The sequence below is a fragment of the Peptoclostridium acidaminophilum DSM 3953 genome, from assembly GCF_000597865.1.
Taxonomy (GTDB): domain Bacteria; phylum Bacillota; class Clostridia; order Peptostreptococcales; family Peptostreptococcaceae; genus Peptoclostridium_A; species Peptoclostridium_A acidaminophilum.
In genome coordinates, this window is the sequence record NZ_CP007452.1 from 1,285,653 (window position 1) to 1,310,069 (window position 24,417).

At 43.3% G+C, this 24,417-nt stretch carries 22 protein-coding genes; 7 read left to right on the forward strand and 15 right to left on the reverse strand.

Annotated elements, in window-relative coordinates:
* Positions 1-2: 2 nt before the first annotated feature.
* Complete coding sequence (locus EAL2_RS06410; RefSeq protein WP_025435570.1) at positions 3-1,178, forward strand: GNAT family N-acetyltransferase; 1,176 nt, start codon at positions 3-5, stop codon at positions 1,176-1,178.
* 104 nt (positions 1,179-1,282) lie between these two features.
* Here the strand turns inward: EAL2_RS06410 and EAL2_RS06415 are convergent, their stop codons facing one another.
* Positions 1,283-1,462, reverse strand: a complete 180-nt coding sequence (locus EAL2_RS06415; protein ID WP_025435571.1) for a hypothetical protein — start codon at positions 1,460-1,462, stop codon at positions 1,283-1,285.
* 268 nt (positions 1,463-1,730) lie between these two features.
* Here EAL2_RS06415 and EAL2_RS06420 point away from each other — a divergent pair, with 268 nt between their 5' ends.
* Both EAL2_RS06420 and EAL2_RS06425 read left to right on the forward strand, forming a co-directional pair.
* Complete coding sequence (locus EAL2_RS06420; RefSeq protein ID WP_025435572.1) at positions 1,731-2,063, forward strand: encapsulin-associated ferritin-like protein; 333 nt, start codon at positions 1,731-1,733, stop codon at positions 2,061-2,063.
* Between the two features lie 30 nt (positions 2,064-2,093).
* Positions 2,094-2,888 (forward strand): family 1 encapsulin nanocompartment shell protein, encoded by a 795-nt coding sequence (locus EAL2_RS06425; protein ID WP_025435573.1) that lies wholly within the window; start codon positions 2,094-2,096, stop codon positions 2,886-2,888.
* A gap of 102 nt (positions 2,889-2,990) precedes the next feature.
* Here the strand turns inward: EAL2_RS06425 and EAL2_RS06430 are convergent, their stop codons facing one another.
* Positions 2,991-3,947, reverse strand: a complete 957-nt coding sequence (locus tag EAL2_RS06430; RefSeq protein ID WP_025435574.1) for a tyrosine-type recombinase/integrase — start codon at positions 3,945-3,947, stop codon at positions 2,991-2,993.
* A 413-nt stretch (positions 3,948-4,360) separates the two neighbouring features.
* Positions 4,361-4,630, reverse strand: a complete 270-nt coding sequence (yneA, locus tag EAL2_RS06435; RefSeq protein ID WP_025435575.1) for a cell division suppressor protein YneA — start codon at positions 4,628-4,630, stop codon at positions 4,361-4,363.
* A gap of 160 nt (positions 4,631-4,790) precedes the next feature.
* Between yneA and lexA the strand changes: the two genes are divergently transcribed.
* Positions 4,791-5,414 (forward strand): transcriptional repressor LexA, encoded by a 624-nt coding sequence (lexA, locus tag EAL2_RS06440; protein WP_025435576.1) that lies wholly within the window; start codon positions 4,791-4,793, stop codon positions 5,412-5,414.
* An 83-nt stretch (positions 5,415-5,497) separates the two neighbouring features.
* On the opposite strand, the gene EAL2_RS06445 is transcribed toward lexA, so the two are convergent.
* From EAL2_RS06445 to EAL2_RS06490, 10 genes are all read right to left on the reverse strand, one after another.
* Entirely contained in the window at positions 5,498-7,417 is a 1,920-nt protein-coding gene (locus EAL2_RS06445; RefSeq protein ID WP_025435577.1) for a type I glutamate--ammonia ligase, read from the reverse strand.
* Positions 7,418-7,601: 184 nt separating this feature from the next.
* On the reverse strand, positions 7,602-8,876 hold the full coding sequence (locus EAL2_RS06450) for a methionine gamma-lyase family protein (RefSeq protein ID WP_038602515.1): 1,275 nt from the start codon (positions 8,874-8,876) through the stop codon (positions 7,602-7,604).
* Positions 8,877-9,002: 126 nt separating this feature from the next.
* The gene (gene hfq, locus EAL2_RS06455) at positions 9,003-9,248 is read right to left on the reverse strand and encodes an RNA chaperone Hfq (RefSeq protein ID WP_025435579.1); all 246 of its coding nucleotides are present in this window, start codon (positions 9,246-9,248) and stop codon (positions 9,003-9,005) included.
* A 39-nt stretch (positions 9,249-9,287) separates the two neighbouring features.
* The gene (miaA, locus tag EAL2_RS06460) at positions 9,288-10,235 is read right to left on the reverse strand and encodes a tRNA (adenosine(37)-N6)-dimethylallyltransferase MiaA (protein ID WP_038601882.1); all 948 of its coding nucleotides are present in this window, start codon (positions 10,233-10,235) and stop codon (positions 9,288-9,290) included.
* Between the two features lie 40 nt (positions 10,236-10,275).
* Entirely contained in the window at positions 10,276-12,174 is a 1,899-nt protein-coding gene (gene mutL / locus EAL2_RS06465; RefSeq protein WP_025435581.1) for a DNA mismatch repair endonuclease MutL, read from the reverse strand.
* Positions 12,167-14,803, reverse strand: a complete 2,637-nt coding sequence (mutS, locus tag EAL2_RS06470; RefSeq protein WP_330375745.1) for a DNA mismatch repair protein MutS — start codon at positions 14,801-14,803, stop codon at positions 12,167-12,169. Before mutS ends, mutL begins: the two co-directional genes overlap by 8 nt.
* A 60-nt stretch (positions 14,804-14,863) precedes the next feature.
* Positions 14,864-16,291: a tRNA (N6-isopentenyl adenosine(37)-C2)-methylthiotransferase MiaB gene (miaB, locus tag EAL2_RS06475; RefSeq protein ID WP_025435583.1), complete on the reverse strand. Its 1,428-nt coding sequence runs from the start codon at positions 16,289-16,291 to the stop codon at positions 14,864-14,866.
* 222 nt (positions 16,292-16,513) lie between these two features.
* Positions 16,514-17,347 (reverse strand): aminotransferase class IV, encoded by an 834-nt coding sequence (locus EAL2_RS06480; protein ID WP_025435584.1) that lies wholly within the window; start codon positions 17,345-17,347, stop codon positions 16,514-16,516.
* 10 nt (positions 17,348-17,357) lie between these two features.
* Complete coding sequence (gene pabB, locus EAL2_RS06485) at positions 17,358-18,728, reverse strand: aminodeoxychorismate synthase component I (protein ID WP_038601885.1); 1,371 nt, start codon at positions 18,726-18,728, stop codon at positions 17,358-17,360.
* A gap of 1 nt (position 18,729) precedes the next feature.
* Positions 18,730-19,314 carry an anthranilate synthase component II gene (locus EAL2_RS06490; protein WP_025435586.1) on the reverse strand — a complete coding sequence of 195 codons (585 nt, stop codon included), beginning with the start codon at positions 19,312-19,314 and terminating at the stop codon, positions 18,730-18,732.
* A gap of 367 nt (positions 19,315-19,681) precedes the next feature.
* Here EAL2_RS06490 and EAL2_RS06495 point away from each other — a divergent pair, with 367 nt between their 5' ends.
* Positions 19,682-20,068, forward strand: coding sequence for a PadR family transcriptional regulator (locus tag EAL2_RS06495; protein WP_025435587.1), 387 nt, complete (start codon positions 19,682-19,684; stop codon positions 20,066-20,068).
* Between the two features lie 75 nt (positions 20,069-20,143).
* Here the strand turns inward: EAL2_RS06495 and EAL2_RS06500 are convergent, their stop codons facing one another.
* Complete coding sequence (locus tag EAL2_RS06500; protein ID WP_025435588.1) at positions 20,144-20,767, reverse strand: histidine phosphatase family protein; 624 nt, start codon at positions 20,765-20,767, stop codon at positions 20,144-20,146.
* A 229-nt stretch (positions 20,768-20,996) separates the two neighbouring features.
* Between EAL2_RS06500 and EAL2_RS14780 the strand changes: the two genes are divergently transcribed.
* Together EAL2_RS14780 and EAL2_RS06510 are read left to right on the forward strand one after the other, a co-directional pair.
* A complete protein-coding gene (locus EAL2_RS14780; protein WP_051489104.1) occupies positions 20,997-21,764 on the forward strand; it encodes a hypothetical protein in 768 nt (255 codons plus the stop codon).
* Between the two features lie 160 nt (positions 21,765-21,924).
* Complete coding sequence (locus tag EAL2_RS06510) at positions 21,925-22,719, forward strand: undecaprenyl-diphosphate phosphatase (protein ID WP_025435590.1); 795 nt, start codon at positions 21,925-21,927, stop codon at positions 22,717-22,719.
* 59 nt (positions 22,720-22,778) lie between these two features.
* On the opposite strand, the gene rny is transcribed toward EAL2_RS06510, so the two are convergent.
* Positions 22,779-24,320, reverse strand: coding sequence for a ribonuclease Y (rny, locus tag EAL2_RS06515; protein ID WP_025435591.1), 1,542 nt, complete (start codon positions 24,318-24,320; stop codon positions 22,779-22,781).
* Between the last annotated feature and the right edge of the window lie 97 nt (positions 24,321-24,417).

Below are 24,417 nucleotides of genomic sequence, written 5' to 3' on the forward strand. Positions count from 1 at the left end.
GTGTGAATTTGGATTTTGCCGCTTCTGCAGACAAAGAGCAGGTTGTTGAAATATGGCGCTACTGCTTCAATGACTCAATTGAATATACAGACTACTATTTTAAAAGCCGCTATAAATCAGAAAACACTCTGGTGGCTAAGGATTCAGGCAATGTGGTGTCGGCCCTCCAGCTCAATCCATACAGGATTTCGTTCGGAGGGAAAAGCTATGACACATCATATATAGTCGGCGTATCAACCCTCCCCCATTACAGAGGTCTTGGAATAGTAAGAAAGCTGTTTGACTTTGCCTTAGATGAGCTTTACAAAAGAGGCGAGCTTGTAAGCATACTAATGCCGATTGACTTTAGCATATACCGCAAATTCGGCTATGAGGCCGTGTGCGAACAATATATGTACGAGCTTGGGATGGATATGCTCTCTGGTTTTAAGCCAACAAGACGTTTTAGGCTTGCCGGAGCTGCAGATAAAGACTTCGATATATTGGCAGGCATATATGCCGACTTTACACATGGCAAAAATCTTTTCACTCTGCGAAACTCCAATTACTACAAGGAACTGCTTGAAGAGATCAAGCTTGATAAGGGCGGAATTGCAATGGCTGAAGGACGCTTGGGCTTTGACGGCTATATGGCATATACACTGGAGGGCGATTCGATGATAGTGCGTGAAATCGTCTACACCGATATTGATGCTTTAAAGTCTCTCCTCGGCTATGCATATTCACACAAGACGCAAGTCGCCAAGGTCATCATAAATACTTTCAAGAACGACTACATATATAGAGTTCTTCCAGACATAAGAAACATCAAGCTTTCCATAAAGCCTTTCCTGATGGGAAGAATAGTAAATTTGAAGGGATTCCTTGAATCCATTCAGACAACCTCATCGTTTGATCCTTTTATAATGAATATTGAGGACGAGATGCTCCCTGAAAACAGCGGCTGCTTTAAAATAAGCTGCGACAGTGAGGGCTTTGTGCGCGTAGAAGCAGCTGCTGCGGGTGAGCCGGTCGATGCCAGCATGGACATAACGGCGCTGTCCCAACTCTCTTTTGGCTATATGAGCCCGCACGAGCTTTTTTTCATAGGTAAAATCTCCTGCCTTGACAAAGGCGTTCTTGATTCTCTGAGCGCCATATTCAAAGTAGGGCTGAACTATTTCAACGAGTACGTCTAGTATTATGCACGTATAACTGTATGTATATAATATAATTGGCCATATATCACAAAAGTCCAGCGCTTCTCATGCGCTGGATTTTATGGTTAAATTGATAATCTTCATTAGTCCTCTTCAAAGAGTGATAAAATTTTTGCATTTTTCATTGCATTCATGGCTATCTCATCTACTATGTTTCGATATTCCTCTTTCTGCTTCGCAAATCTCTTGAGCTGCTCTATGTTTTTTTCGAGCTCATGAATGTTGTCGCGAAATATTCTCTTTTGCTCTTCTTTGTAGTCCATAACAACCCTCCCCGAATCACCCTTTTGTATTATTCTACCCGCTGACACAAGCTTTATTCAGCAAGCAAATAAGTCTTTATATTGAAAACATTCTCAATATTCGAGTGATTCTCAAGGTCAATTTCGCCTTGCTTTGTGGATTGCATAATTGTAATATCGGCCATTTATATATGCAGATTGTTTTTCGGGTCTATTATATGGGTATTACCTAAATATATTTTATTTTAGAAATATAATATGCAAAATTTGATTGGGGAGGGATTAGCCTATGGATTACCATGAATCTTTAGATGTACTCGATGAGAAAACCATGAATATTTCAAGAGCAATAAACAGTCTCAAGGAGGAATTAGAAGCAGTCAACTGGTACAATCAGAGGGTTGCAGCAACAAACGACGAGACACTAAAAGCCATATTGGCCCATAACAGAGATGAAGAAATCGAGCACGCTTGCATGGCTCTTGAATGGCTGAGGCGAAATATGCCTAAGTGGGACGAAGAGCTTAGAACATACCTTTTCACTACTGCAGACATCACTTCTGTTGAAGAAGGCGAATCAGCCTCTGGCGACAGCTCGCTCGGAATCGGAAACCTAAAATAGACTAAAAGAAGTCACGGGAGGGATATAAATATGGATATATTAAAAAGAGAACTTGCTCCAATAGTAAACGAAGTCTGGGAAGAGATAGACAAAAGAGCCGGAGAGGTGCTAAAAAGCTATCTTTCGGCCAGAAAAGTGGTTAATGTGCAGGGCCCAAAGGGCTGGAACTATACTGCGATTCCTGAAGGAAGACTTGAAATCAAGGATGACAAAAGCGATGTGAAAATGGGCTTATACAAAGTCAAGCCACTTGCTGAAATAAGGATAGATTTCGAACTCGACAGATGGGAGCTCGACAATTTCATAAGGGGCGCGAAAGACATCGATTTCACCGAGCTTGAAGAGGCAGCTGAAAAAGTGGCGCTTTTCGAGGAAAACGCAATATTCAACGGCCTTGAAGCCGCAGGTATCGAGGGCATGGAAAGTTCAGCGGCAGGCAATGCGGTTGAATTTTCAGGCAGCGAGGAAGGAATTATGGAGGCAATATCAAAGGCCATAGTTATGATGCAGGATTGCTATGCCGAAAAGCCATACACTCTTGTAGTAGGCGAAAAGGTGTGGAACTTGATCAACTCCAAGGTTAAAGGCTATCCTCTTGCAAAGAGAATCGAGCAGCTAATAGGCGGAAACATAGTATTCAGCCATGTGGTTGAAGATGCCATGCTGATTCCATATGACAGCGAGAATCTCGAGATGACGATAGGACGCGACTTCTCGATAGGCTACTGCGAGCACGACACTAAAAAGGTAAAGCTCTTTATAGGGGAATCCTTTACATTCAGGGTTCTTGACCCCAGGGTAATTGTAAACTTCAAGCTTGTATAGGCTTGCCATCAAATCATATAATTAAATTGCAAGCAGCCACCATTCCAGGACTAAAATCCCGAAGTGGTGGCTGCTGTTTTCAAGGCGTAATTCACTAGATTATCATATTCCAAAGTCCAGCTTGCTCATTTGTTTCTCGCGCTCTTCCTTGCTTATCTCATGGGCGTATATTTTCATTGTTATGTCTGGAGAGGCGTGACCTAGTATTCCCGAAAGCGTGGGTACGCTCATACCGCTTTTCAAGGCGTAGCTGGCGAAATTGTGTCTTAGATTGTGCGGAGTTATTTTCTTTGTTATGCCCGATTTCTTAACTAATGATCCTATTATTACCTCTATAGTTTTAGGATTTACATGGCCGTCCTTTTCCTTGGTGCGCTTGTTCCTGTGCTCCGAGCCGAATATGTATTTTGAATTCATGCTGTAGCCTCTGCCCTCGAGTTCGCCTGTGAGCTCTTTGAAGTCCATGAGCTCGTATCTTATTTCCTTCCTGAGAGGAACCACGCGCGTCTTGTTTCCTTTGCCCACAACGCTTATCTCGTTTGTCCTGGTGTTGACATCACTCCATTTGAGACACGCAATCTCCGAGCGCCTCATTCCTGTAAAAAGCAGCATTATCAGCAGGAGCCTGTTTCTCACCTTATGGTAAACATTATATCCTGCCGCTTCAGATATTTCACTGCTCGCTATTTCAAGCAGCTTTTCTATCTCAAAAGGTTCAAGCACCTCTTTTCTCTTGTTGCTGTCCCTTCTTAGCAGCTTTATTCTCCTTGAAAAGCTTTCTTCTATATATCCCCTGTCTGCAAGGTAGTTTACAAAGCTCTTTATTATGATCCTTCTTGTGTTTATGGTATTTGAAGAATAGTTGGGACTTATGGAGTCTATGTACTCGAATACAGTCTCCTTGATATCAAATTCATCGTTTCCCTTGTGCATTCTGACATACTTTATGAGACTTCCGATTGATGATGAGTAGTTGGTTATTGTATGCTTTGACTTTTTTTCGGAAGCCAGCTTTTTAATGAACTTTTCCGTACTCGTTTCAAGAATTGCCAGATTCATTTTATCACCTCTTTGCGCATTTACATCCGTGCGCCGAATATTGTATTTACATAATAACATTACGGTTAACCAGCTCGCCCTATTGCCTGATGGCCGCATTTTTATGTACGCATAATAGCATTATGGTTAACTCGTCAGCATTGCCCGTCCAAAATGGTGCTCTTCTTATGAATTGTGCTAAAATATGGCAGAAATACGAAATTCCTATAATTAAATATTATAGGAATTTCGATTATTTTGCAATATAAGCCTCGTCTAAATGGGTTGCCATACGAGTATTCAACAGTTATTCTCTTTTATTTAAATCCTGATAAGTGCCGCATAATACTGTTTTCTTATAATTCCAAATGCTTTTGCCTTTTAAATTATATGATTGCCATATAATGTTACGACAATTGGCTTGATCTGCTGTTTTACTGGGCTGCTGGCACGATGATGGTCTCACCCGGAATTAGATTTGCTCCGTTCATTTCGTTGAGCTCCTGTATTTGGTATATGTAGTCTCTTATGTCAGTGTCGTCATCCATGTTTTTTTCGGCAATCCCCCAGAGGGTGTCTCCGTCCATTACAACCACCTGCTTAGTTTCCAGCATGCCAATGTCCTGCCTGCCCTGAGCAAATATGTTGAAAACGTTCATCGATAGTGACGATAATAATATTATGTATACATACTTCCTTTTCATATGATCAGCCTCCTATGTAGAACTAACGTTCTATATTTATATTAGCAGAACATCTGTTCTTGGTCAAGCAAAAAAAGAACATTAGTTTGTATTTGGCCACAAAAAATGATATACTCAATATGAACAGGTGTTTCATTCCAATCAGAAAGGGGCTAGATGCATGTATTCCGATCTGTCAAAAAAACAAATCGACATAATGAATTTTATAAAAGAACAAGTCTCAAAACACGGCTATCCTCCGTCAGTAAGGGAGATATGCGCCGCTGTAAATCTCAAGTCCACCTCTACTGTGCACAGCCATCTTAGCAAGCTTGAGGAAAAGGGCTACATAAAAAAAGATCCGAGCAAGCCAAGGGCCATTGGCGTAGTACCAGGGGAGCTTGATTCCATAATCGAAAAGAATGTTGTTGGAGTTCCTGTAATCGGAAAGGTTACTGCCGGAGAACCCATACTGGCAATAGAAAACATAGAAGATTATGTGACACTTCCTCAAAGTTTCATTAACGGAAACGACAACTTCATACTCAAAGTCAAGGGAAGCTCAATGATAGAAGCAGGCATAATGGATGGGGATTACATCATAGTAAAAAAGCAATCCGCTGCCCAAAATGGCGAGATTGTAGTTGCGCTTTTGGATGACAATACAGCTACTGTAAAAAGGTTCTACAAGGAAGCTGACAGAATCAGGCTCCAGCCTGAGAACGCCTCGATGGAACCAATATATGCGCAGAATGTTGCCATTGTGGGCATAGTCAAGGGACTTTTCAGAAAATACTTCAAATAGCACCTAAAAAGGCAGTCAATAGAAGCAATATGCTTCTGTTGACTGCCTTTAACTTTTAGATATCTAATACAGTTTGAATATGATTAAAACTGGTTCTTCTTATATGCATAATACAGTTCTTTAAGTTCGGTGATTTTTTCGCTCATCTCCACCTGAAGCTCTGAAGCTTGGTCGAAGTTCTTTTCCTCAAGATTTCTTTTTATCCTTGCAAAGAGGGAATCAGTGTCCATGCTTCCCTTCATCAGATACCATCTCATGGTGTTTATCTTGTTCCACATTACAACATCAAGGTCGGAAATATCTCCCTCAGTATGGACTTTTTTACATTCTCTGACAATGTCCATATTGTTTGGTATTATCCTGCCCAGAAGCTCGTTTACCCATCTTTGTATTGCCGTATATCTAAAGGATATTACAGTCTTTTCAGTGAACACACCGTTGTGGTAGAGTGTTTTTCGCTTTTCACCGCCGCCCTTGCATGAGACTATGTTATCCCATACGGTTCTTGGTGGAGTTCCAAACAGCCTGTTTCTTTCCTCCTGGGAAAGCTCGTATACATCTTCCTCACTTCTGTATTGTCTGAACTTTTCGAGATAGAAACCTTCATCCCCATATTTCTTTGAAAGTTCTGCTTCAAGTTCAGCCAGAGTCGCTTTTTGGTCAAATACAGCCCTTATTCCATCTATCATCCCCTGAAGACAAGCCGATATTACAAGGTGCGTATTGGAATGAGGATTTGGCGCCCTAAGCTCAAATCTTGTAGCCAGAGGATTATTGAAGTCTTTTATTAATCCTATGAGTATTGATCTGTTTCTTGACGGTTCTTCTTTGCTTCTTCCAAGTGATGTAACAATACATACGGGAGCCTCGAAACCTGGCTTTAGCCTGTTGAGCGCATCGTTGGTAGATGATACGAAAGGATTGATAACCTCATAGTTCCTAAGAATTCCCATAAGGGCTCCGTATCCTATACTTGTCATGTACTCGCTCTTCATATCTTTTGGAGAGAAGAGGTTGACAAATTTGCCTGATTTTAGCTTTGCAGCTATTCCCAGGTGTGTGTGCTTGCCGCTGCCCGCCACTCCCTCATTAGGCTTGGCATCGAATGTAACTTCCAGCCCGCAGAAGTTGAAAATATCCTCGATAAGATCTCTTACAAATATATCGTTGTCAGCCGCCTGCATGGCCTCGCTGTATTTCCAGTCAATCTCCAATTGCTCCATGAAGTGGCCCTCTCTGCCAAGGCCTATTCTGCGCCTTACTCCGCCCACTTCTTTGTGGCCCATCTCCGGCTCGAATCCATACTTGCCCATGAACCATATTGTTCTTTCAAGGGCTGTTCTAACCTCGCCCCTTGTCCTCTTCCAGTACTGCTCCTTGAGGCTTTGCGAAATCGACAGCTGCTCCTCATCCACGGTATCCGTCGGAGTGTTGACCCAGAACTCCATCTCGGTAGCGGAAGTTATTATTACATCTTCAATATCGTCGAACGATGCTATTCCTACCTCTTCAAGAACGTGCGGATTTTCCTTTATTATTTCAACCACTTCAGTTTTAAAGTTTTCGATTGCCCTTTTAAGTATGTCCCTTGAACCCACCTGCTCGCTGCCGTGCTTTAGAAAAGCTGGTATTCTGAGAGTGCCCACCGGCTTGTAATTAGCAGTGTTTACATTGTCAAAGTTGTAGTCCACATACCAGTTTATATCTTTATCTGGAAGTATCATTACTTTTGCATCATTCAGACTGGCTATTTCAGGCAGATAAACGCTTGATCCGTCAGTTTGTATTCCCGCTTTTAAAAATTCAGATATATCCTCAAGGAAAAGCTCCACAGGGATCTTCTCATCGGTTTCCTGACCACCAAGGTCAACTCCTGCCAACGATACAAATTCTACTTCAGGATGTGAAAGCAGCGCATTTTTAATACTTTCCTCATCATGCTGATTTTTTGGAATACAGTATAAAAGGCTTGAATAAATATCTTCATTTAGATGTCTTAACATAATGGACCCCCCAGGAGAATTCGTTATTTTGTGAAATTTTAATTTATTTCATTTCATATATAGTTCGTATTTTGTCGAATTATATTTGTTTTTATTTTCTTATAGTTGGCATTTCTCAATGAAAATATTATATCGTAACATGCTTTTTTTGTAAAGGTTCGTCCGCAAAAAATACGCATTTGTGCTATTTTTTTTGAGAGTTCGCAGCGCTCTTAAGCATGCTCGAGCACGCCATCATAGCTCCGAGTTTCGAATGCTCATATGTCAGCCCTCCCTGGAAATACACAGCGTAAGGCGGCTTTATGGGCGCATCCGCGCTAAGCTCTATGGATGAGCCCTGAATGAATGCCCCGGCAGCCATTATAACCTTCGAGTCGTAGCCCGGCATGTCCCACGGCTCCGGGGATACAAACGAATCAACAGGCGCAGCTGATTGTATTCCCTTGCAAAAGGATACAACCTCGCTTTCGTCCTTAAGCATTACAGACTGTATTATGTCGCTTCTTTGCCCACCTGGCTTTGGCAAAACCTCGTAACCCAAGTTTTCGAACAGCTTGGCGCAAAATATGGCCCCCTTGATTGCTTGTGAAACTACGTGTGGAGCCAAAAATAGTCCCTGAAGCACAGTCCTTGTCGTTCCGAATGTCAATCCGCACTCCTTGCCTATCCCCGGGCATGTAAGCCTGTATGATATGTCTTCAACCAGGTCTTTTTTGCCTACTATATATCCACCGGTAAGAGCCAATCCTCCTCCCGGATTTTTAATAAGGGAACCCGCCATAATGTCCGCCCCCACATCCGTGGGCTCTAGTTTTTCCAGAAACTCTCCATAGCAGTTGTCAACCATTATTACTATGTCCTGCTTTACACTCCTTACCGCCTCGCATATTACCCTTATATCCTCTATACTCAGCGACTTCCTCCAGCTGTAGCCCTTTGACCTTTGTATGTAAGCCATCCTTGTATTCTCTTTAATGCCCGCTTTTATGGCTTCCAGATCGCTGTTTCCATCCTCAAGCAGGTCAACCTGCTTGTATGTCACACCCAATTCGCTTAGTGACCCTCTTGTCTCCTTGATTCCTATTACACCTTCTAGCGTATCGTATGGCTTTCCTGTGCATGAAAGCATCTCGTCTCCTGGTCTTAGAGTTCCAAAGAGGCAAAGCGACAGGGCGTGCGTGCCATTGACTATGTTAGGTCTCACTATCGCGTCTTCCGTGTTGAACACATACGAATATATCTCTTCTGTCTTGCTCCTTCCAATGTCACCGTAGCCATAGCCTGTAGCCCACGAAAAGTGAGTGTCGCTAAGCTTTGACCTTTGCATTGCCGAGAGTACCTTGTACTGGTTGAACTCGCATATCTCCTCTATTTTACTGAATTCTCCCCTGATGCTCTGTTCTACTTCCCTGGCCATTTCCAGTATGCTTTCTTCTATGCCGTATGAAGCGCTAAGCATGTCTTCTACATGTGTGTTCAAATTGTATCACCTTTCCGTTTCAATTTGCTTTGATCTCGCATAACAATTGAAATTTTATCACAAAAAAATAAAAAACCACGATTTGAATCGCGGTTTCTAAATTTACTATTCAGCAGTAATACTTGAATTGCTTGTCAGGTTGATTGGTTGAGCAGGTATTATTGTCGATATGGCATGTTTGTATATCATTTGCTGCTTGCCGTCCGTCTCCAGAATCACTATATAGCTGTCGAAACCCTTTACCAGGCCCTTTAACTGCACACCGTTCATAAGGAATATTGTTATTATTATTTTTTCTTTTCTAGCCTGGTTAAGAAAATAGTCCTGCAGATTAATTGCGCTGTTTTTCAATATAATCCCTCCTAATAGTTGAGCTGGGCGCCAGACCCTTTATTTTTCTTTTTTTAGTATATCTTCAATGTAGTCGATTGCAAATCTCAGCAATGAGCTGTGATCCTCAAATTCTCCAACATCTATCCATTTGGCAAACTCATATCGCCTGAACCATGTCAGCTGTCTCTTTGCGTACCTTCTGCTTCCCATTTTGATCTGGGCTACAGCCTCTTCAAGCGTGCACAGCCCTTCCAGGTAATTTATAATTTCTTTATACCCTATTCCCTTCATTGAAACCATATTTTTGTCGCACCCGTTTGTTATCAGGCTTTTCACTTCTTCAAGAAGCCCCGCTTCCATCATCATGTCAACTCTAAGGTCAATAAGCTCGTAAAGTCTTTTCCTGTCCCTGCTGAGTACAATCAGAATCGGAAGGTACCTGTCGCTAAGCTTTGGAACCGACTTGAAATCTTTCTTTCCTTCACCTGTTTCATAAAATATCTCAAGCGCCCTTATGACCCGTTTAACATTGTTTGGATGTATGCCCGCGGCGCTTTCGGGCGAAAGTTCAAGAAGCCTTGAATAGAGGCTTTCCGCTCCATGCTCCTGTGCATACTCTGACAGATCCTTTCTCAAATCCTCATTTGAACTGGAACCGGAAAAATCCATGTCATACATTATAGCGTTGATATAAAGACCTGTTCCGCCTACTACTACAGGTATTTTGCCATCACCGCTTATTTTATCAATATAGCTGCATGCCAGCCTTCTGTACTCAGCCACTGAAAAATCATCCCAGGGATCTATTTCGTCTATAAGAAAGTGTCTTATTCCTTGCATTTCGTCGGCCGTAGGCTTTGCCGTTCCAATATCCATTTGCCTGTATACCTGCATTGAGTCGGCAGATATTATGCTGGAGTTGAAATGCTTTGCAATTTCAATTGAAAGCCTGGTTTTACCGACTGCCGTAGGGCCTGCTATTATTATAACAGGAATTTTTTGCATTTTTTCCTCCTTTATTACGCCATCATTTTCAAGCTTATGGCTATACTATGCGCTTAAACATTTTCTCTATTTCCCTCTTGCTTATTTCAACTATTACAGGTCTTCCATGAGGACACGTGTACGGATTCTCACATAGTGAGAGCTCCTCAAGCAACCTTGCAACGGCCACAGAGTCGAGTCTGTCGTTAGCCTTGACTGCGGCCTTGCATGCAACTTGGGCTATCTCTGCCCTTTTAAGCTCATAAGAGCTGCTTATAGCACCTATTGATTCTATAAGCTCTAGTGCGAACTTCTCGGATTCGGGCTTGCCGAATATATTGGGCACTGCTCGGATTATTATGGCGTTGCTTCCGAATGATTCCGCTTCGAATCCAAAACCCGCAAAACACTCTATATTTTCCTCCATCATTATCATGTCGGAATTGGAAAGCTCGAGTATTATAGGCTCCAAGAGGACCTGGCTTGATACCGCGTGCGATTCAAACTGGCTCATGTATTTTTCGTATAGTATCCTCTCGTGGGCGGCATGCTGGTCTATAAGAAACAGGGATGTCCCGCGCTGTGCCACCACATACGTGTTCAGAAAAACACCTATTGAAATCAGTTCTTTTATTTCATTGCAGCTTTTGCGCTCACTTGTGCAGGTATGGTATGCTGGCTTTGGTTCATGCTCTGGCTTTTTAATTACTCGATCGCTTGATTTGAAATCATATGCTTGCTCAGCTATTTTATTAATGGGACCAAAATCTTCACGCACGACCGTCTCTTTCTTCGTCTTGACATGAGCCTCATCGTTCGCCTCCCTGCGTGCTTCGCCTGAAAACATATCAGAGGTTTGCATGCTCTGCACATAGCTTTCTATGTCTATTGGCTCCTCGGAAGGCATGATTCCAAAGCTGGTGGATGCTACTACGGTGGGCGCAGGCGTTTTATATTTAGGTATAAGCTCCTTGCCTTTTAGTGCGCGGCCAATCCCTTCCTTCAAGCAAGCCGAGAGCGACTCCTCGTTCGTGAACTTAACCTCGAGCTTTGTGGGATGTATGTTGACATCCACCATATCCGGTCTTATGTCTATATTTATAAAGCACATGGCGTGCTTTCCTATAGGCAGCAGCTCCCTGTAGGCGGTTTGTATGCAATCACTCAGCATGTCCGAGCGTACAGATCTGCCATTGACAAAGAAGTACTGACAGCTTCTGCTGCTCCTGTATGCCGAGTTGCTTGATATATAACCGCTTACCGTGCAGCCCGGGCATTCATGCTCTAGCTCTATGAGGCTCGACATCACATCCTTGCCGTGTACAGCTCTTATGGCGCTAAGCATTTTGCCATCACCTGGCGTTGAGAGCATCCTTTTACCGTTGCTTGTATATTCAAATTTCACGTTTGAGTGGCCTATTGCTATCTTGTCGATTATATCGCTTATTGATACGAGCTCTGCCCTGTCTGATTTTAGAAATTTTTTCCTTGCAGGCACATTTTGGAAAATATCCTTTACTATTATTGTTGTGCCTTCAGCTGCAGCCACTTCGTCCTTGCTCTTTAGCCTGCCAAACTCGTATGAGAGCTTGAGCCCCGTCTGGCAGTAGGCGGTCTTTGTGATTATGTCCAGCTTCGACACCGCTACTATGCTCGCCAGCGCCTCGCCCCTAAAGCCCAGAGAGTTTATCTTTTCAAGATCCTCAACTTCCGATATCTTGCTTGTCGCATGCCTTAGGAAAGCTGATTCTACATCCTGCGGGTCAATGCCGTGCCCGTCATCCGTTATTCGAATATATTCCTTGCCCGAATTGACAATCTCGACTATTATTCGACCGGCACTTGCATCCAGCGAGTTTTCAACAAGCTCCTTTACAACCGCTGCAGGTCTTTCGACGACCTCTCCTGCGGCTATCTTGTTTATTGTGCTGCTGTCAAGCAACTTTATCTTGTTATTCAAAAGTATCATCCCCAAGCGTTCTTGCCTCGTTTTGAATCCTGTAGAGGCAGTTCATGGCGTCAATAGGTGTCATTTTCATGATGTCCATATCGGTTAGTTCCTTGAGTAAAGCATCCTTTTTATAGCTGAACATATCCAGCTGGGCATCATTCACCTTTATTTCAGTCTCGGCCGGACGCAGATTCCCCGAAGAGGCGATGCTTTTCTTGTTGTGGGCTATCTTGGTTTCCTCCAGGCTGCTGAGTATGCTGCTTGATTTTTCAATTACCTCTGCTGGAAGCTTTGCAAGCTTCGCCACGTGTATTCCGTAGCTCTTGTCTGTACCTCCGGGCACGATTTTTCTAAGGAATATAACATCCTCGCCGTCTTCCTTTACGGCCACGGAGAAGTTTTGAACCCTTTCAAGCTCAGCTTCAAGCTCAGTGAGCTCATGGTAGTGGGTGGCAAAGAGCGTCTTGCAGCGGATGCTGCTGTGGATATAATCAACTATAGCCCAAGCCAGGCTAAGTCCGTCGTATGTGCTGGTTCCGCGCCCAATCTCATCAAGCACCACCAGGCTGTCTTTAGTGGCGTTGCTGAGTATGTGGGCCACCTCTGACATTTCAACCATGAATGTGCTCTGCCCTTGCGAAAGGTCGTCACTTGCTCCGACCCTGGTATATATCCTGTCGAGCAAGGCTATCCTTGCCTCGTCTGCCGGAACGAATGAGCCTATGTGAGCCATAAGGCAAATAAGCGCCGTCTGTCTCATGTATGTCGATTTGCCGGCCATGTTAGGGCCAGTTATTATGTTTATGTCTTTTATCCTGGACTGGCTTATATCGTTAGGTATGAAATTTTCATGACCTATCATTTTTTCTATGACGGGGTGCCTTCCGTTTTTTATATCAAGGAGCCCCTCCAGATTAAGCTCCGGCTTGACATAGCCGTTGTCGTATGCCACGCTGGCAAGCGAGTTGAGCGCGTCAAGCTGCGCCATTGTCCTGGCCGTGGCCTGAAGCCTGCCGATGCTCTGGTATATCTTGTTTCTTATTTCAACGAAAATCTCGTATTCGAGGTTCTTTATCTTGTCCTGTGCTGTGAGTATTTTTTCCTCTGCCAGCTTCAGCTCCTGCGTTATGAACCTTTCAGAATTGCTGAGCGTCTGCTTTCTCGTGTAGCCTTCGGGCACCTCTGTCTGGCGAAGATTCGTCTTTGTTATGTCGATGTAGTATCCAAAGACCTTGTTATAGCCGATCTTAAGCGATTTTATGCCTGTGGCTTCCCGCTCTTTTTCCTCGATGGAGCGAATCAGCCTTGCACCGTTTTGAGTGAGCTCGCGCAGCTCGCCGACCTTTGGATCGTACGAGCTTTTTATTATGTTACCGTCCTTTGACGAGTAGGAAGGTTCGTCTAGTATGGCTGCTTCTATTATGCCACGGATATCATCTAGCTCGTCTACATCCTCTGAGAGCTCCTTTAGCTTTGTGCAGCTCGAGCTCATGAGTAGCCTCTTTATTAGAGGCACCTTTGAAAGCGAGAGCTTGAGATTTACAAGCTCCTTTGGATTTATCTTTTCGAAGGCGATCTTGCCGCAGAGCCTTTCAATGTCGTATATTCCTTTAAGCTCTGCCGCTATGTCCTCGCGCAACGAAAAATCGCTGTAGAGCTCGCAAACAAGCTCCAGCCTGCTGTCAATTTGTTCCCTTGAAAGCAGCGGCTCGTCCACCCATTTCTTTAGGAGTCTCCCACCCATGCTTGTCCTTGTCTTGTCCAGTATGTGGAGCAGCGAGCCTTTTTTTGAATTGCCCATTATAGTCTGCGTCAGCTCAAGATTTCTTCTTGTAAAGCTGTCGAGCTTCATATAGTCGTTGCTGCTGTAGAGATTGATGCTGCTTATGTTGGCTGCTATATGATTTTGAGTCAAGCCTATATATGAAAGCAATCCCACAAGACTTTTTTGAACCGGTTCGCTCAGGCCCTTGCCTTCGATATGCGTTCGGCTGAAATATTTGAAAAGCAATTCTTCATCGTTCAGGAAATGCTCACGTGAATTCTCATTTATATAAGCAATGCAAAGCTGCGGATGTTTCTTGAAAAATGACGCACATGTATCGCAGTTGTATATTATTTCGCTGGGCTGCACTTTTATGATTTCGTCTTGCAGCTCGCCTTCTCCTATATGGGTGCAGCGTAGCTCACCTACTGTTATGTCTACATACGACACACCATAATCACCGCTGTGTTCGTCCCTGTATATGGCCATAAGGTAGTTGCTTTTCTTTGTTTCAAGATAGCTATCGTCAAGTACGGTGCCGGGCGATATGATTCTGACAACTTCCCGTCTTACTATGCCCTTTGTAGCAGACGGATCCTCCATCTGCTCGCATATCGCCACCTTAAGCCCGCTTTGAATGAGCTTTGCTATATACGAATCGGCAGCGTGATACGGAACGCCGCACATTGGAGCTCTCTCTTCAAGTCCGCAGCTTTTCCCGGTCAGCGCTATTTCCAGTATGGCTGCTGCTGTTTCAGCGTCTTCAAAAAACATTTCATAAAAATCGCCGAGTCGAAAAAACAGTATGCAGTCCTTATGCTGTTCCTTTATCTCCATGTACTGCTTCATCATAGGGGTAAGCTTGTCTATCACGCGTTTTCCTCCTTAAACCTTAAATATGAGAAAGAAGGCACCCTGTTAGAGTGCCGGCTTTTATATTACTATTCCGTTAAGAGAACATCTTTTGGGGTCGTTTATTCTCACACTTACAAGTTTTCCAACAAGTTCATCAGAGCCATCGAAATTGACAAGTTTGCTTTGCGGAGTTCTGCCCATAAGCCTGGTCTTGTCCGTCTTGCTTGGGCCTTCGACAAGTATCTGGACTGTCTTATCTCTGTATGTTTCATTTATCTGTGCGCCTATATCATTAACAAGCGCAATGAGGCGCTCGAGCCTTTCATGCTTGATTTTCTCATCTACCTGCTCGCTCATCTCTGCGGCAGGAGTGCCGTTTCTTTTTGAGTAGATGAATGTAAATGCAGAATCGTATCTGACCTGCCTTACCACGTCAAGCGTATCCTGGAAATCTTCTTCCATCTCCCCAGGGAATCCGACTATAATGTCCGTTGTGAATGATATGTCGGGTATTTCTCGCCTTATCTTTTCGACAAGAGTAAGATACTGCTCCTTGGTGTAGTGCCTGTTCATTTTCTTAAGCACTCTGCTGCTTCCCGATTGAATCGGCAGGTGCAAATAATTGCAAACCTTGTCGCAGTCCCTCATGGCATATATAAGCTCATCGCTCAGGTCCTTTGGGTGTGACGTCATGAACCTTATGCGCTCTAAACCTTCTATTTCGTTTATATCCCTTATCAGCCGAGAGAATGTGTACTCCTCATCGAGTGTCTTGCCATATGAGTTTACATTCTGCCCAAGAAGTGTTACCTCCTTGACGCCGTCTTTTGCCAGCGCTCTTATCTCCGCGATTATGTCATGGGGTTTTCTGCTTCTCTCCCTGCCCCTTGTGTATGGCACTATGCAGTATGTGCAGAAATTGTTGCAACCGTAAGTTATGTTAACATAAGCTTTAGTATCGAACTTTCTTATGCTTCTTAGGCCTTCCACTACCTGCCCGTCTATGTTCCATACATCGATTATTGTGCCCTTAGCGCTGTATGATTCATATACAAACTCAGGCAGCTTGTGGTAGTTGTGCGTCCCGAATACCGCGTCCACGTGCCTGTGGCTCTTTTGGATTTCGTCTATTATATGCTGCTGCTGCATCATGCAGCCGCAAACCATGACCTTTACATCTGGCTTTATTTTCTTAATGGTCTTCATATGGCCAAGCTTGCCGTATACCTTGAGCTCCGCATTCTCACGCACAGCGCATGTATTGAATATTACAATGTCAGCTTCCCTTATATTGTCTGACGGAATGTATCCCATCTGCGAAAGCATAAAATTCATTTTTTCAGAGTCGTGCTCGTTCATCTGACATCCGTATGTCAAGATTATATATTTTGGTGCGCACCTCGCCTTTTCCCTTTGCTCATCGTTTATTCTTCTTACTTCTCTTATATAATATTCCTGCTTTTCAAGCTCTTCAGCAGAAATTTCAACTTGCTTTCTTTCTCCCAAAACAAATGCCTCCTCGTACAATTTCGCTAGATATGATTATACCATATAAGAGTATTTGTATGGAGGATATTTTCACCATTTTGAGGCGCATTAGAGGTTGCAATAAAAAAGCTGGGTTTCCCCAGCTCCTCTGATTTTCTATTTTCAAAATCGTTTTTTTTCCGCTTTTTCAGATTTGTTTTCATACAACTATTCCGTCTTAATTGCCCTAAGTTCCGATATTTATTCGCCGTCTTTGTCCGCTGTCAGCTCCATCGCTTCTAATGCTCTAGACAGCTTGGGGGTGATATAATAGTCTCTCACTTTGTATTTCCTGCCTTCAAATTGGCATACCGGCATAACTCCCATAAGAGAGTTGGTTATGAAAATCTCATCGGCCGTTCTAAAGAAGTTCCGCGAGAAGACTCCCTGAACAATTTCTATCCCGTTGTCTTTGCAGGCCATTATGACCTTGTCGCGCGCGATGCCCGCAAGGAGACCGCATTCCACAGAGGGTGTGAAAACCTTGCCCTCCCTTGCAAAGAATATGTTTGAAATAGCGCCTTCACAGAGGACTCCCTTACCGTTTAGGAAAACAGGCTCATCATAACCCTTCTCAGATACGTTTTTTATCTGCATAATGTTCTCCATGTAGTTTGTGCTCTTAATATACGTCAGTGCTGAGCCTTCGTTCCTTGGTACGCTTGCATAACAGAGCCTAAAGCCCTCCTCATACCTTGGAGCGTCATATGTCTTTTCCCCAGTGCTTATGACAATGTCTGCGCTGCCCGAGGTGCCTTTAAAGCATGTTATCTTGAGGAATCCGCGTCTTATAGCGTTGAGCCTCAACACATCAGAGCAGGCTTGAATTATTCTCTCATAGTCCATCTCAAAAGTGATCATGGACGCAATGCAGGATTTTTTAAGCCTGTCATAGTGCTCCCTTAAAAATATCGGCCTGCCCTCCATGACTTTTATAGTTTCGAAAACTCCGTAGCCGTGGGCTGCTCCGCTCGATAGAGGGCTGAATATAAGCTTTTCGGATTCCACTATTTCTCCGTTTAGATATATATTCACAAGAGGCCTCCTAACCGCAAAGCGCCTCAATCAGCGCTCTTGCCTTGTGTAGCGTCTCCTCATATTCGAATTCCTTGTCCGAATCCCAGACTATTCCTCCGCCTGCCTGGAAATATGCATCCTCTCCCTTTTGGAGTATCGTCCTTATTACTATGTTAAAGTCGGCATCGTCGTTGAAGCCTATATAACCTATGGAGCCAGTGTATATGTTGCGCTGTGTGGGCTCCAGCTCGTCAATAACATGCATGGCCCTTATCTTTGGAGCTCCCGTTATAGAGCCACCCGGGAATGACGACTCTATGCATTCGAGCGCGCTCACATCGTCCCTGAGCTCACCTTCGACTGTCGATACCAGATGGAATACTGTAGGATACTCTTCTATGCAAAACAGCTCGGTCACCTCTACGCTCCCCGTCTTGCACACCTTTCCAAGATCGTTTCGCTCAAGGTCGACAATCATCAACAGCTCCGACTTGTCCTTTTCACTGTCGATTAGCTCCTGCCTGTTTATCGCATCCTCAGCCGCATCTCTTCCCCTTGGCCTTGTGCCCTTTATAGGTCTTGTCTGTGCCTTCTTGCCTCTAATCTGCATGAATCTCTCAGGTGAACTGCTCAGTATGTGCCCTTCGTCAAAGTCCATATAGCATGCAAACGGCGCGGGATTTATTGTCCTCAGCCTCGTATACAGCTCATATGGCTGCAGCTGTGTCTTGCAATGAAACCTCTGTGTCATGTTTACCTGGTATATGTCTCCCGACCTTATATAGTCCTTTACTTTCTGCAGGGCGCCTATATAGTTCTCTCTCGTGAAGTTGCTCTCTATTACAGGATTGCCTTTGGCCTGCGGCATAGTTACTGCCACTCCAGCTTTTTCAGCCTCTGAAATTACCGCTTCTATTTCATCTATAATCTGCTGTGCGTCATTCATAACACCGAGGGCAGCAGCAAATGTTTTCTTTTCTACATGGTCTATTGCAATTACGCCGTCGTATATTCCAAAAAACATGTCTGGAATATCCACATCGTCTACAGCTGTCCTGGGCAGCTTTTCAACGTGGTGACAAAGATCGTAGCCGAGATACCCCACGGCTCCCCCCGCAAAAGGAAGGCTGCAGCTGTAGCTACTCTTGTATTTTTCAAGAAGCTTTCCCAGCTCTCTAAAGGGGTTGGATATGAATTCCTTTGTGTCTCCGTTGCATTGTATTGTCACCTTGCCATTTTTGCTCTTTATAGTTTCAATAGGATCAAAGCCTACAAAAGAGTATCTGCCAAGCTTTTCGTGATCCATGCCGCTGTCGAGGAAAAAAGAATTTTTTCTGTCCTTGAATACTGTGAATATTTCAAAGCTTCCAAGCGTTGTGCTGAGTTCTCTTATTATCATTCTATTTCATCCTCCTTTGCTTTGCCTGTACAAGGAAGTTCCTGAGCATTTCAAGTCCCATTTCAGTCAGTATGGCTTCAGGGTGGAACTGGACGCCTTCTATTTCATACTCCTTGTGCCTTAAACCCATTATCTCGCCATCCTTTGTCTGGGCGCTTATCTCCAGGCACTCAGGGAGAGTTTCCTTTTCAACTACGAGAGAATGGTATCTTGTGACTTTCAGAGGATTCTTCAAGCCTTCGAAAACACCTTTCCCGTCGTGGGATATCTCATGCACCTTGCCGTGTACTGGTTCGTTGGCTTTTACTATGTTGCCCCCAAACACCCTTCCTATTGTCTGATGGCCGAGGCATATTCCGAGTATTGGTATTCTGCCCTTGAATATTTCAACGGCCTGCTTGGATATCCCTGCCTCATCAGGAGTGCAGGGGCCAGGCGATATTACTATGATATCTGGATTCATATTTTCTATCATTTCTATTGTGATTTCGTCATTTCGATAAACCATGACCTCTTCGTTAAGGCTCGAGAGATATTGCACAAGGTTGTACGTAAACGAATCATAATTGTCTATCATGAGAATCAAGCGGACCACTCCTCAAATATATGATGTTTTCATACTTTCTATTTATATAAGTATGCTTCATTATTATATATTATTCGAAATCATCATTTCAATTCAGATAATTATTTAACGAGATTTCCCAAGGATTTTTCTGATTTATTTTGTTGAATTATATATATCAATTACGATAATATTAATTAAAATAATTATATGGCTCTACGCTCCAAGATACTATGGCTAAAGCATAGAATTTTAAACATTATGAGCCGCAGAGAATTTAACAGGATTTAAATACCGCGTCTTCCTTGTATCTCAAGTTTGTGATACAATATACATATATCAATTACGATAATATTACTTTAGATCAATACTCTTAGGAGGCGTTGTCATGGAAAATAGAAGAAACCACCTTTTAGCTCCCCGATCTGTTTTCAACACCACTGAGCTTTACAGGATGTATGTTCTAAAGGAGCTTTCGCTTGGCAAATCGATATACGGCAAGCAGATATTCGACGCATTCAGCGAGCATTTTGAAGGATATCCGTTCCCCGTATCTTACAGCACTATATACACCACTCTCCACAAGCTTGAGGCCGAGGGCTTCATAAAGAGCTGGTGGAAAGATGATTCCTCGTCTAAAAACCGTTCCACAAGGCTCTACAGGATTACAGACGAGGGAATAAGATACTTCAAGCTAAAAGACAGGGATACTCTAGACTCACTCAAAAAAACAAAAGCACTGATTGACAAGTTCATAGAGCTGTTGAGCCTTTAGATTATTCATGAGCTATTGGACTTTCAACATATAAAAAAGAGCCTTATGTCAATATGGCTCTTTTTCGCTTTAAATTTAAATTTGGTCTTTGTAATGGGAAATGTCGGATTTTTTAATGACTCTGTATGAATCCTGCCTTTCATCGTATTCCAATATGCTAAGGCTTGCAGGATGTACAAACGGCGGCTGCCAAAGGTCCTCCATGCAGCCGTTTTCAGCATGGAGCAGTATGAGCTTGAGTACCACGCCGTGAACCACCATCAGCAGGTTCGAGCCGCTGCTGCTCTTGACTATGTCTTCAAATTCTTCTGTTATCCTTTTGCTGGCCTCTTCATAGCTTTCTCCTCCAACTGGTTCAAACATGTGAGGCCTGTTCCAGAAATTATGCAGCTGCTCAGCGCTACTTTCTTTTATATCGCTTTCTGACATTCCCTCCCAGACTCCGAAATTCATCTCCTTGAGCCCGTCACGCCTTTCTATTTCAATGTCCATTCCCTCTGTTACTATCTGTGCAGTGGTGTATGCCCTGGGCAGCGGACTTGAGTATACCCTGTCAATTGGCTTATTCTTCATATAATCCCTTAGCCACTGAGCCTGCCTTACTCCCATTTCCGTCAGGTTAGAATCCCTGTGCCCCTGAAATCTTTTTTGAACATTCCACTCTGTCTGCCCGTGCCTTGTCAGATATATCCTCTTCATATTATTCTCTCCTCAGCTTAAACTCATTATTACAATAATATTATGCAGAATTTTGCATTTAGTCAATTGTTTAAAATAAAAACAACAGGTATGCAATGTCTGGAATCAGGCGGCTAGGATAATGCCGCAGTGCCGCGTTTTATAATTTTATTTTAATTTTTATTGATTTTTATGTTTAAAGCGGTATAATTTTAGGTATAGCCAAAGCGCAGCAGAAAGGAATGATTATATGAAAAACAGATTAATAAGCATTAGGAAACCGGCAATTCTGAGAATTTTGATTGTTCTGACCGTTTCCATCATGGGAACCTCTATGATATTTGCCCAAACAGATTCAAATGAAAAACTTGTAACAGCAGGCTACTCCAAGCCAGGGACAGGCATAATTCTTGCATCACAAAGTAGCATGCCGATTAAAAACTACTATGAGACGCTTCTAATTAAACAGGTGTCGACATACAAAAGCAATCAGCACTTGAAAGCATTGAATGCCGAGGAAGAGTATATCAATAATACTACATACGGCAATGCGCTCGACTGGTGGAGCCAGGTTCGGGGCAAGCTAGTTAAGCAGAGTGACATACTTAAGGTCAAAGACTTTAATACAGGAAAGATTTTTACAATTGTAATTGAAGGCGGCACTAATCATGCCGACATAGAGCCCCTGACTACGGAGGATGCGGAAATCATCAAGGAGCTTTGGGGAGGCTCTTACAACTGGAGCAGGAGACCAGTAATTGTATTTGCTGGTTCAGAGGCAATAGCAGCCTCCATGAACGGCATGCCACATGCCGGAGTTGATGACCAGCCGCACAAGGCTATCACCGCCAACAGAAGCGCAGGCTATGGGCGCGGCATAAACTATGACATGATCAAAAATAACGGTGTCGACGGCCATTTCTGCCTTCATTTCAAAAACAGCATGCTTCATGTAAATGGCAAAGTGGACTCGGCGCATCAGGCTGCAGTAAGAGTTGCCGGAGGCGGCACATACTAACATAATATGTGAAAAGCCTGCAAGAGCTTGTCACTTAAAACTTAACAATCTAATATGCATGTATGGGCTGCGGCTAAAGTCGCAGCCTTTTTTATTGTTGTTATAACGCTTCACCTTTGCTATACTGTACTTGTTGTTAAAAAAAGCAAGGAGGATTCAAATGCACGATATTTTGAAATCATTCATACTTTCTCTCGTGGAGGGCGTTACAGAATTTTTGCCCATAAGCAGCACAGGCCATCTTATTCTCGTCAATAAATGGGTTCAGTTTTCAGGCTCTTTTTCAAACTCATTCAACGTCATAATACAGTTTGGAGCAATTCTTTCTGTTATTGTTCTTTATTGGCATAAGCTCTATCCCTTCAGTGCAAAAAAGAGCGGGCTTGAACGCAAGGCCTCTTTCGACATATGGAAAAAGGTAATAGTGGGCTTCATTCCTGCTATGGTGCTTGGATTCCTGTTTGGCGATTTTATAGAGGAAAAACTCTTTAATCCCACTACAGTTGCAATAATGCTCATAATAGGGGGTATAGCTATTCTGCTTCTTGAAAAGCGCTCCGATAGCTTCAAGATAAACTCCTTTGACGAGCTTACATACAAAAATGCCTTTATAATAGGCACAATACAGTGTCTGGCCATGATTCCGGGCACGTCCAGGTCTGCATCTACAATAATCGGCGGTATGCTCAGAGGCACCTCCAGAGAGATTGCAGCCGAGTATTCCTTCTTTTTGGCAATACCTACAATGGCTGGTGCAACTGCGTATTCGCTGCTTAAAAACGGGCTTTCCATTTCCAGCGGTGAATGGACGACTCTGCTCTCAGGCATATTTTTTTCATTCCTGATAGCCATGGCAGTAATATCGTTTTTCATGAACTACATCAAAAAGCATGACTTCAAAATTTTTGCCTACTACAGGATAGTTCTTGGAATTCTTGTCCTTTTATTATTTTAAAAATTCCATAATGTTCATTATAAAAAAAAGCAGCCGGTTTACCGGCTGCTTTTTGCAGTCTATTTTGCGTATTCTATTGCCCTGCTCTCTCTTATTACATTGACCTTTATCTGTCCTGGATACTCCAGTTCATTTTCAATTCTGGATGTAACTTCCTTGGCCATAAGATATATCTCTTCGTCCGCAACAGCTTCAGGCTTGACAATTATCCTTACCTCTCTGCCTGCCTGTATTGCAAACGACTTGTCAACTCCTTCAAATGAGTTGCAGATTTCTTCAAGTTTTTCAAGCCTTTTAATATACGACTCAAGTGTCTCTCTTCTTGCTCCAGGCCTTGCAGCCGATACAGCATCTGCAGCTGTCACAAGCACAGCCTCAACGCTCTCAGCCTCGTAGTCGCCGTGGTGAGTCGACATCGCATGAATTACGTCCTTAGGTTCCCTGTACTTTTTGAGAAGATCCATTCCTATCTCTACGTGCGTTCCTTCTACTTCATGGTCTACTGCCTTGCCTATGTCATGCAGAAGTCCTGCTCTTTTTGCCAGCTTTACATCGGCTCCAAGCTCTGATGCCATTATTCCGGCCAGATGTGAAACCTCTATAGCATGCTTGAGCGCGTTTTGACCATAGCTTGTCCTGTATTTTAGCCTTCCTATAAGCTTTATAAGCTCTGGATGTATACCGTGGACGCCTGTTTCAAACGTGGCCTTTTCGCCCTCTTCCTTTATTATCTCCTCGACTTCTTTTTTTGCTTTCTCAATCATTTCTTCTATCCTGGCAGGGTGTATTCTGCCGTCGACAATAAGTTTTTCAAGCGCTATTCTTGCAACTTCTCTTCTAATTGGATCAAATCCCGAAAGTATTACAGCCTCAGGAGTGTCATCTATTATAAGGTCTATTCCTGTTAGTGTTTCGAGGGTTCTTATGTTTCTGCCCTCTCTTCCTATTATCCTTCCCTTCATTTCATCATTTGGAAGGTTTACAACAGTTACTGTTGTCTCTGCTACGTGGTCCGCAGCACATCTTTGTATAGCCTGAGTGATTATTTCTCTTGCCTTCTTGTCGGCCTCATCTTTGGCCTGGTGTTCTATGTCCTTCATCATTATGGACATCTCATGCCTTGTCTTTCTCTCTGCATTTGTGAGTATGAGTTCCCTTGCCTGATCGGAAGAAAGGCCTGACAGGCTTTCCAGCTTTTCAAGCTGTTGCTGCTTTACTGCCTCAACCTCAGCCTCTTTGTCCTGGATATCCTTGAATTTACCCTTGAGTGCTTCCTCTTTCTTTTCCACATTGTCAAGCTTCTTGTCAAGAGTCTCTTCCTTCTGGATAATCCTTCTTTCGAACCTTTGAAGCTCGTTTCTTCTGTCCTTGATTTCTCTTTCACTTTCGCTTCTTTGCCTATGAATTTCCTCTTTAGCCTCTAAAAGCTTTTCCTTTTTTATAGTTACAGCTTCCTGCTTAGAGTCTTCAATTATCTTTTTAGCCACGTCCTCTGCAGAGCCAATTTTCTTTTCGGCAACATTCTTTCTCATTATATATCCTGCAAAGCCACCTATTCCGGTTCCAGCTAAAGCCGCTGCTACTAAATCAATTACGCTAATGTTATCCACCTCCTGTTTTCTTTTTTTCCAAGTTACGCTTCATTATTTAAGTTGAATTTTAGTTTCAGCCGATACTAAAGGCCTTAGTTTCAGCTTA

Excerpts from the sequence above, each read along its gene's own strand:
- EAL2_RS06415 (WP_025435571.1), bottom strand. The coding sequence starts at position 1,462 with ATGGACTACAAAGAAGAGCAAAAGAGAATATTTCGCGACAACATTCAT.
- EAL2_RS06420 (WP_025435572.1), top strand. The coding sequence starts at position 1,731 with ATGGATTACCATGAATCTTTAGATGTACTCGATGAGAAAACCATGAAT.
- EAL2_RS06425 (WP_025435573.1), top strand. The coding sequence starts at position 2,094 with ATGGATATATTAAAAAGAGAACTTGCTCCAATAGTAAACGAAGTCTGG.
- EAL2_RS06430 (WP_025435574.1), bottom strand. The coding sequence starts at position 3,947 with ATGAATCTGGCAATTCTTGAAACGAGTACGGAAAAGTTCATTAAAAAG.
- yneA (WP_025435575.1), bottom strand. The coding sequence starts at position 4,630 with ATGAAAAGGAAGTATGTATACATAATATTATTATCGTCACTATCGATG.
- lexA (WP_025435576.1), top strand. The coding sequence starts at position 4,791 with ATGTATTCCGATCTGTCAAAAAAACAAATCGACATAATGAATTTTATA.
- EAL2_RS06445 (WP_025435577.1), bottom strand. The coding sequence starts at position 7,417 with ATGTTAAGACATCTAAATGAAGATATTTATTCAAGCCTTTTATACTGT.
- EAL2_RS06450 (WP_038602515.1), bottom strand. The coding sequence starts at position 8,876 with ATGCTTAGCGCTTCATACGGCATAGAAGAAAGCATACTGGAAATGGCC.
- miaA (WP_038601882.1), bottom strand. The coding sequence starts at position 10,235 with ATGCAAAAAATTCCTGTTATAATAATAGCAGGCCCTACGGCAGTCGGT.
- pabB (WP_038601885.1), bottom strand. The coding sequence starts at position 18,728 with ATGATAATAAGAGAACTCAGCACAACGCTTGGAAGCTTTGAAATATTC.
- EAL2_RS06495 (WP_025435587.1), top strand. The coding sequence starts at position 19,682 with ATGGAAAATAGAAGAAACCACCTTTTAGCTCCCCGATCTGTTTTCAAC.
- EAL2_RS06500 (WP_025435588.1), bottom strand. The coding sequence starts at position 20,767 with ATGAAGAGGATATATCTGACAAGGCACGGGCAGACAGAGTGGAATGTT.
- EAL2_RS14780 (WP_051489104.1), top strand. The coding sequence starts at position 20,997 with ATGAAAAACAGATTAATAAGCATTAGGAAACCGGCAATTCTGAGAATT.
- EAL2_RS06510 (WP_025435590.1), top strand. The coding sequence starts at position 21,925 with ATGCACGATATTTTGAAATCATTCATACTTTCTCTCGTGGAGGGCGTT.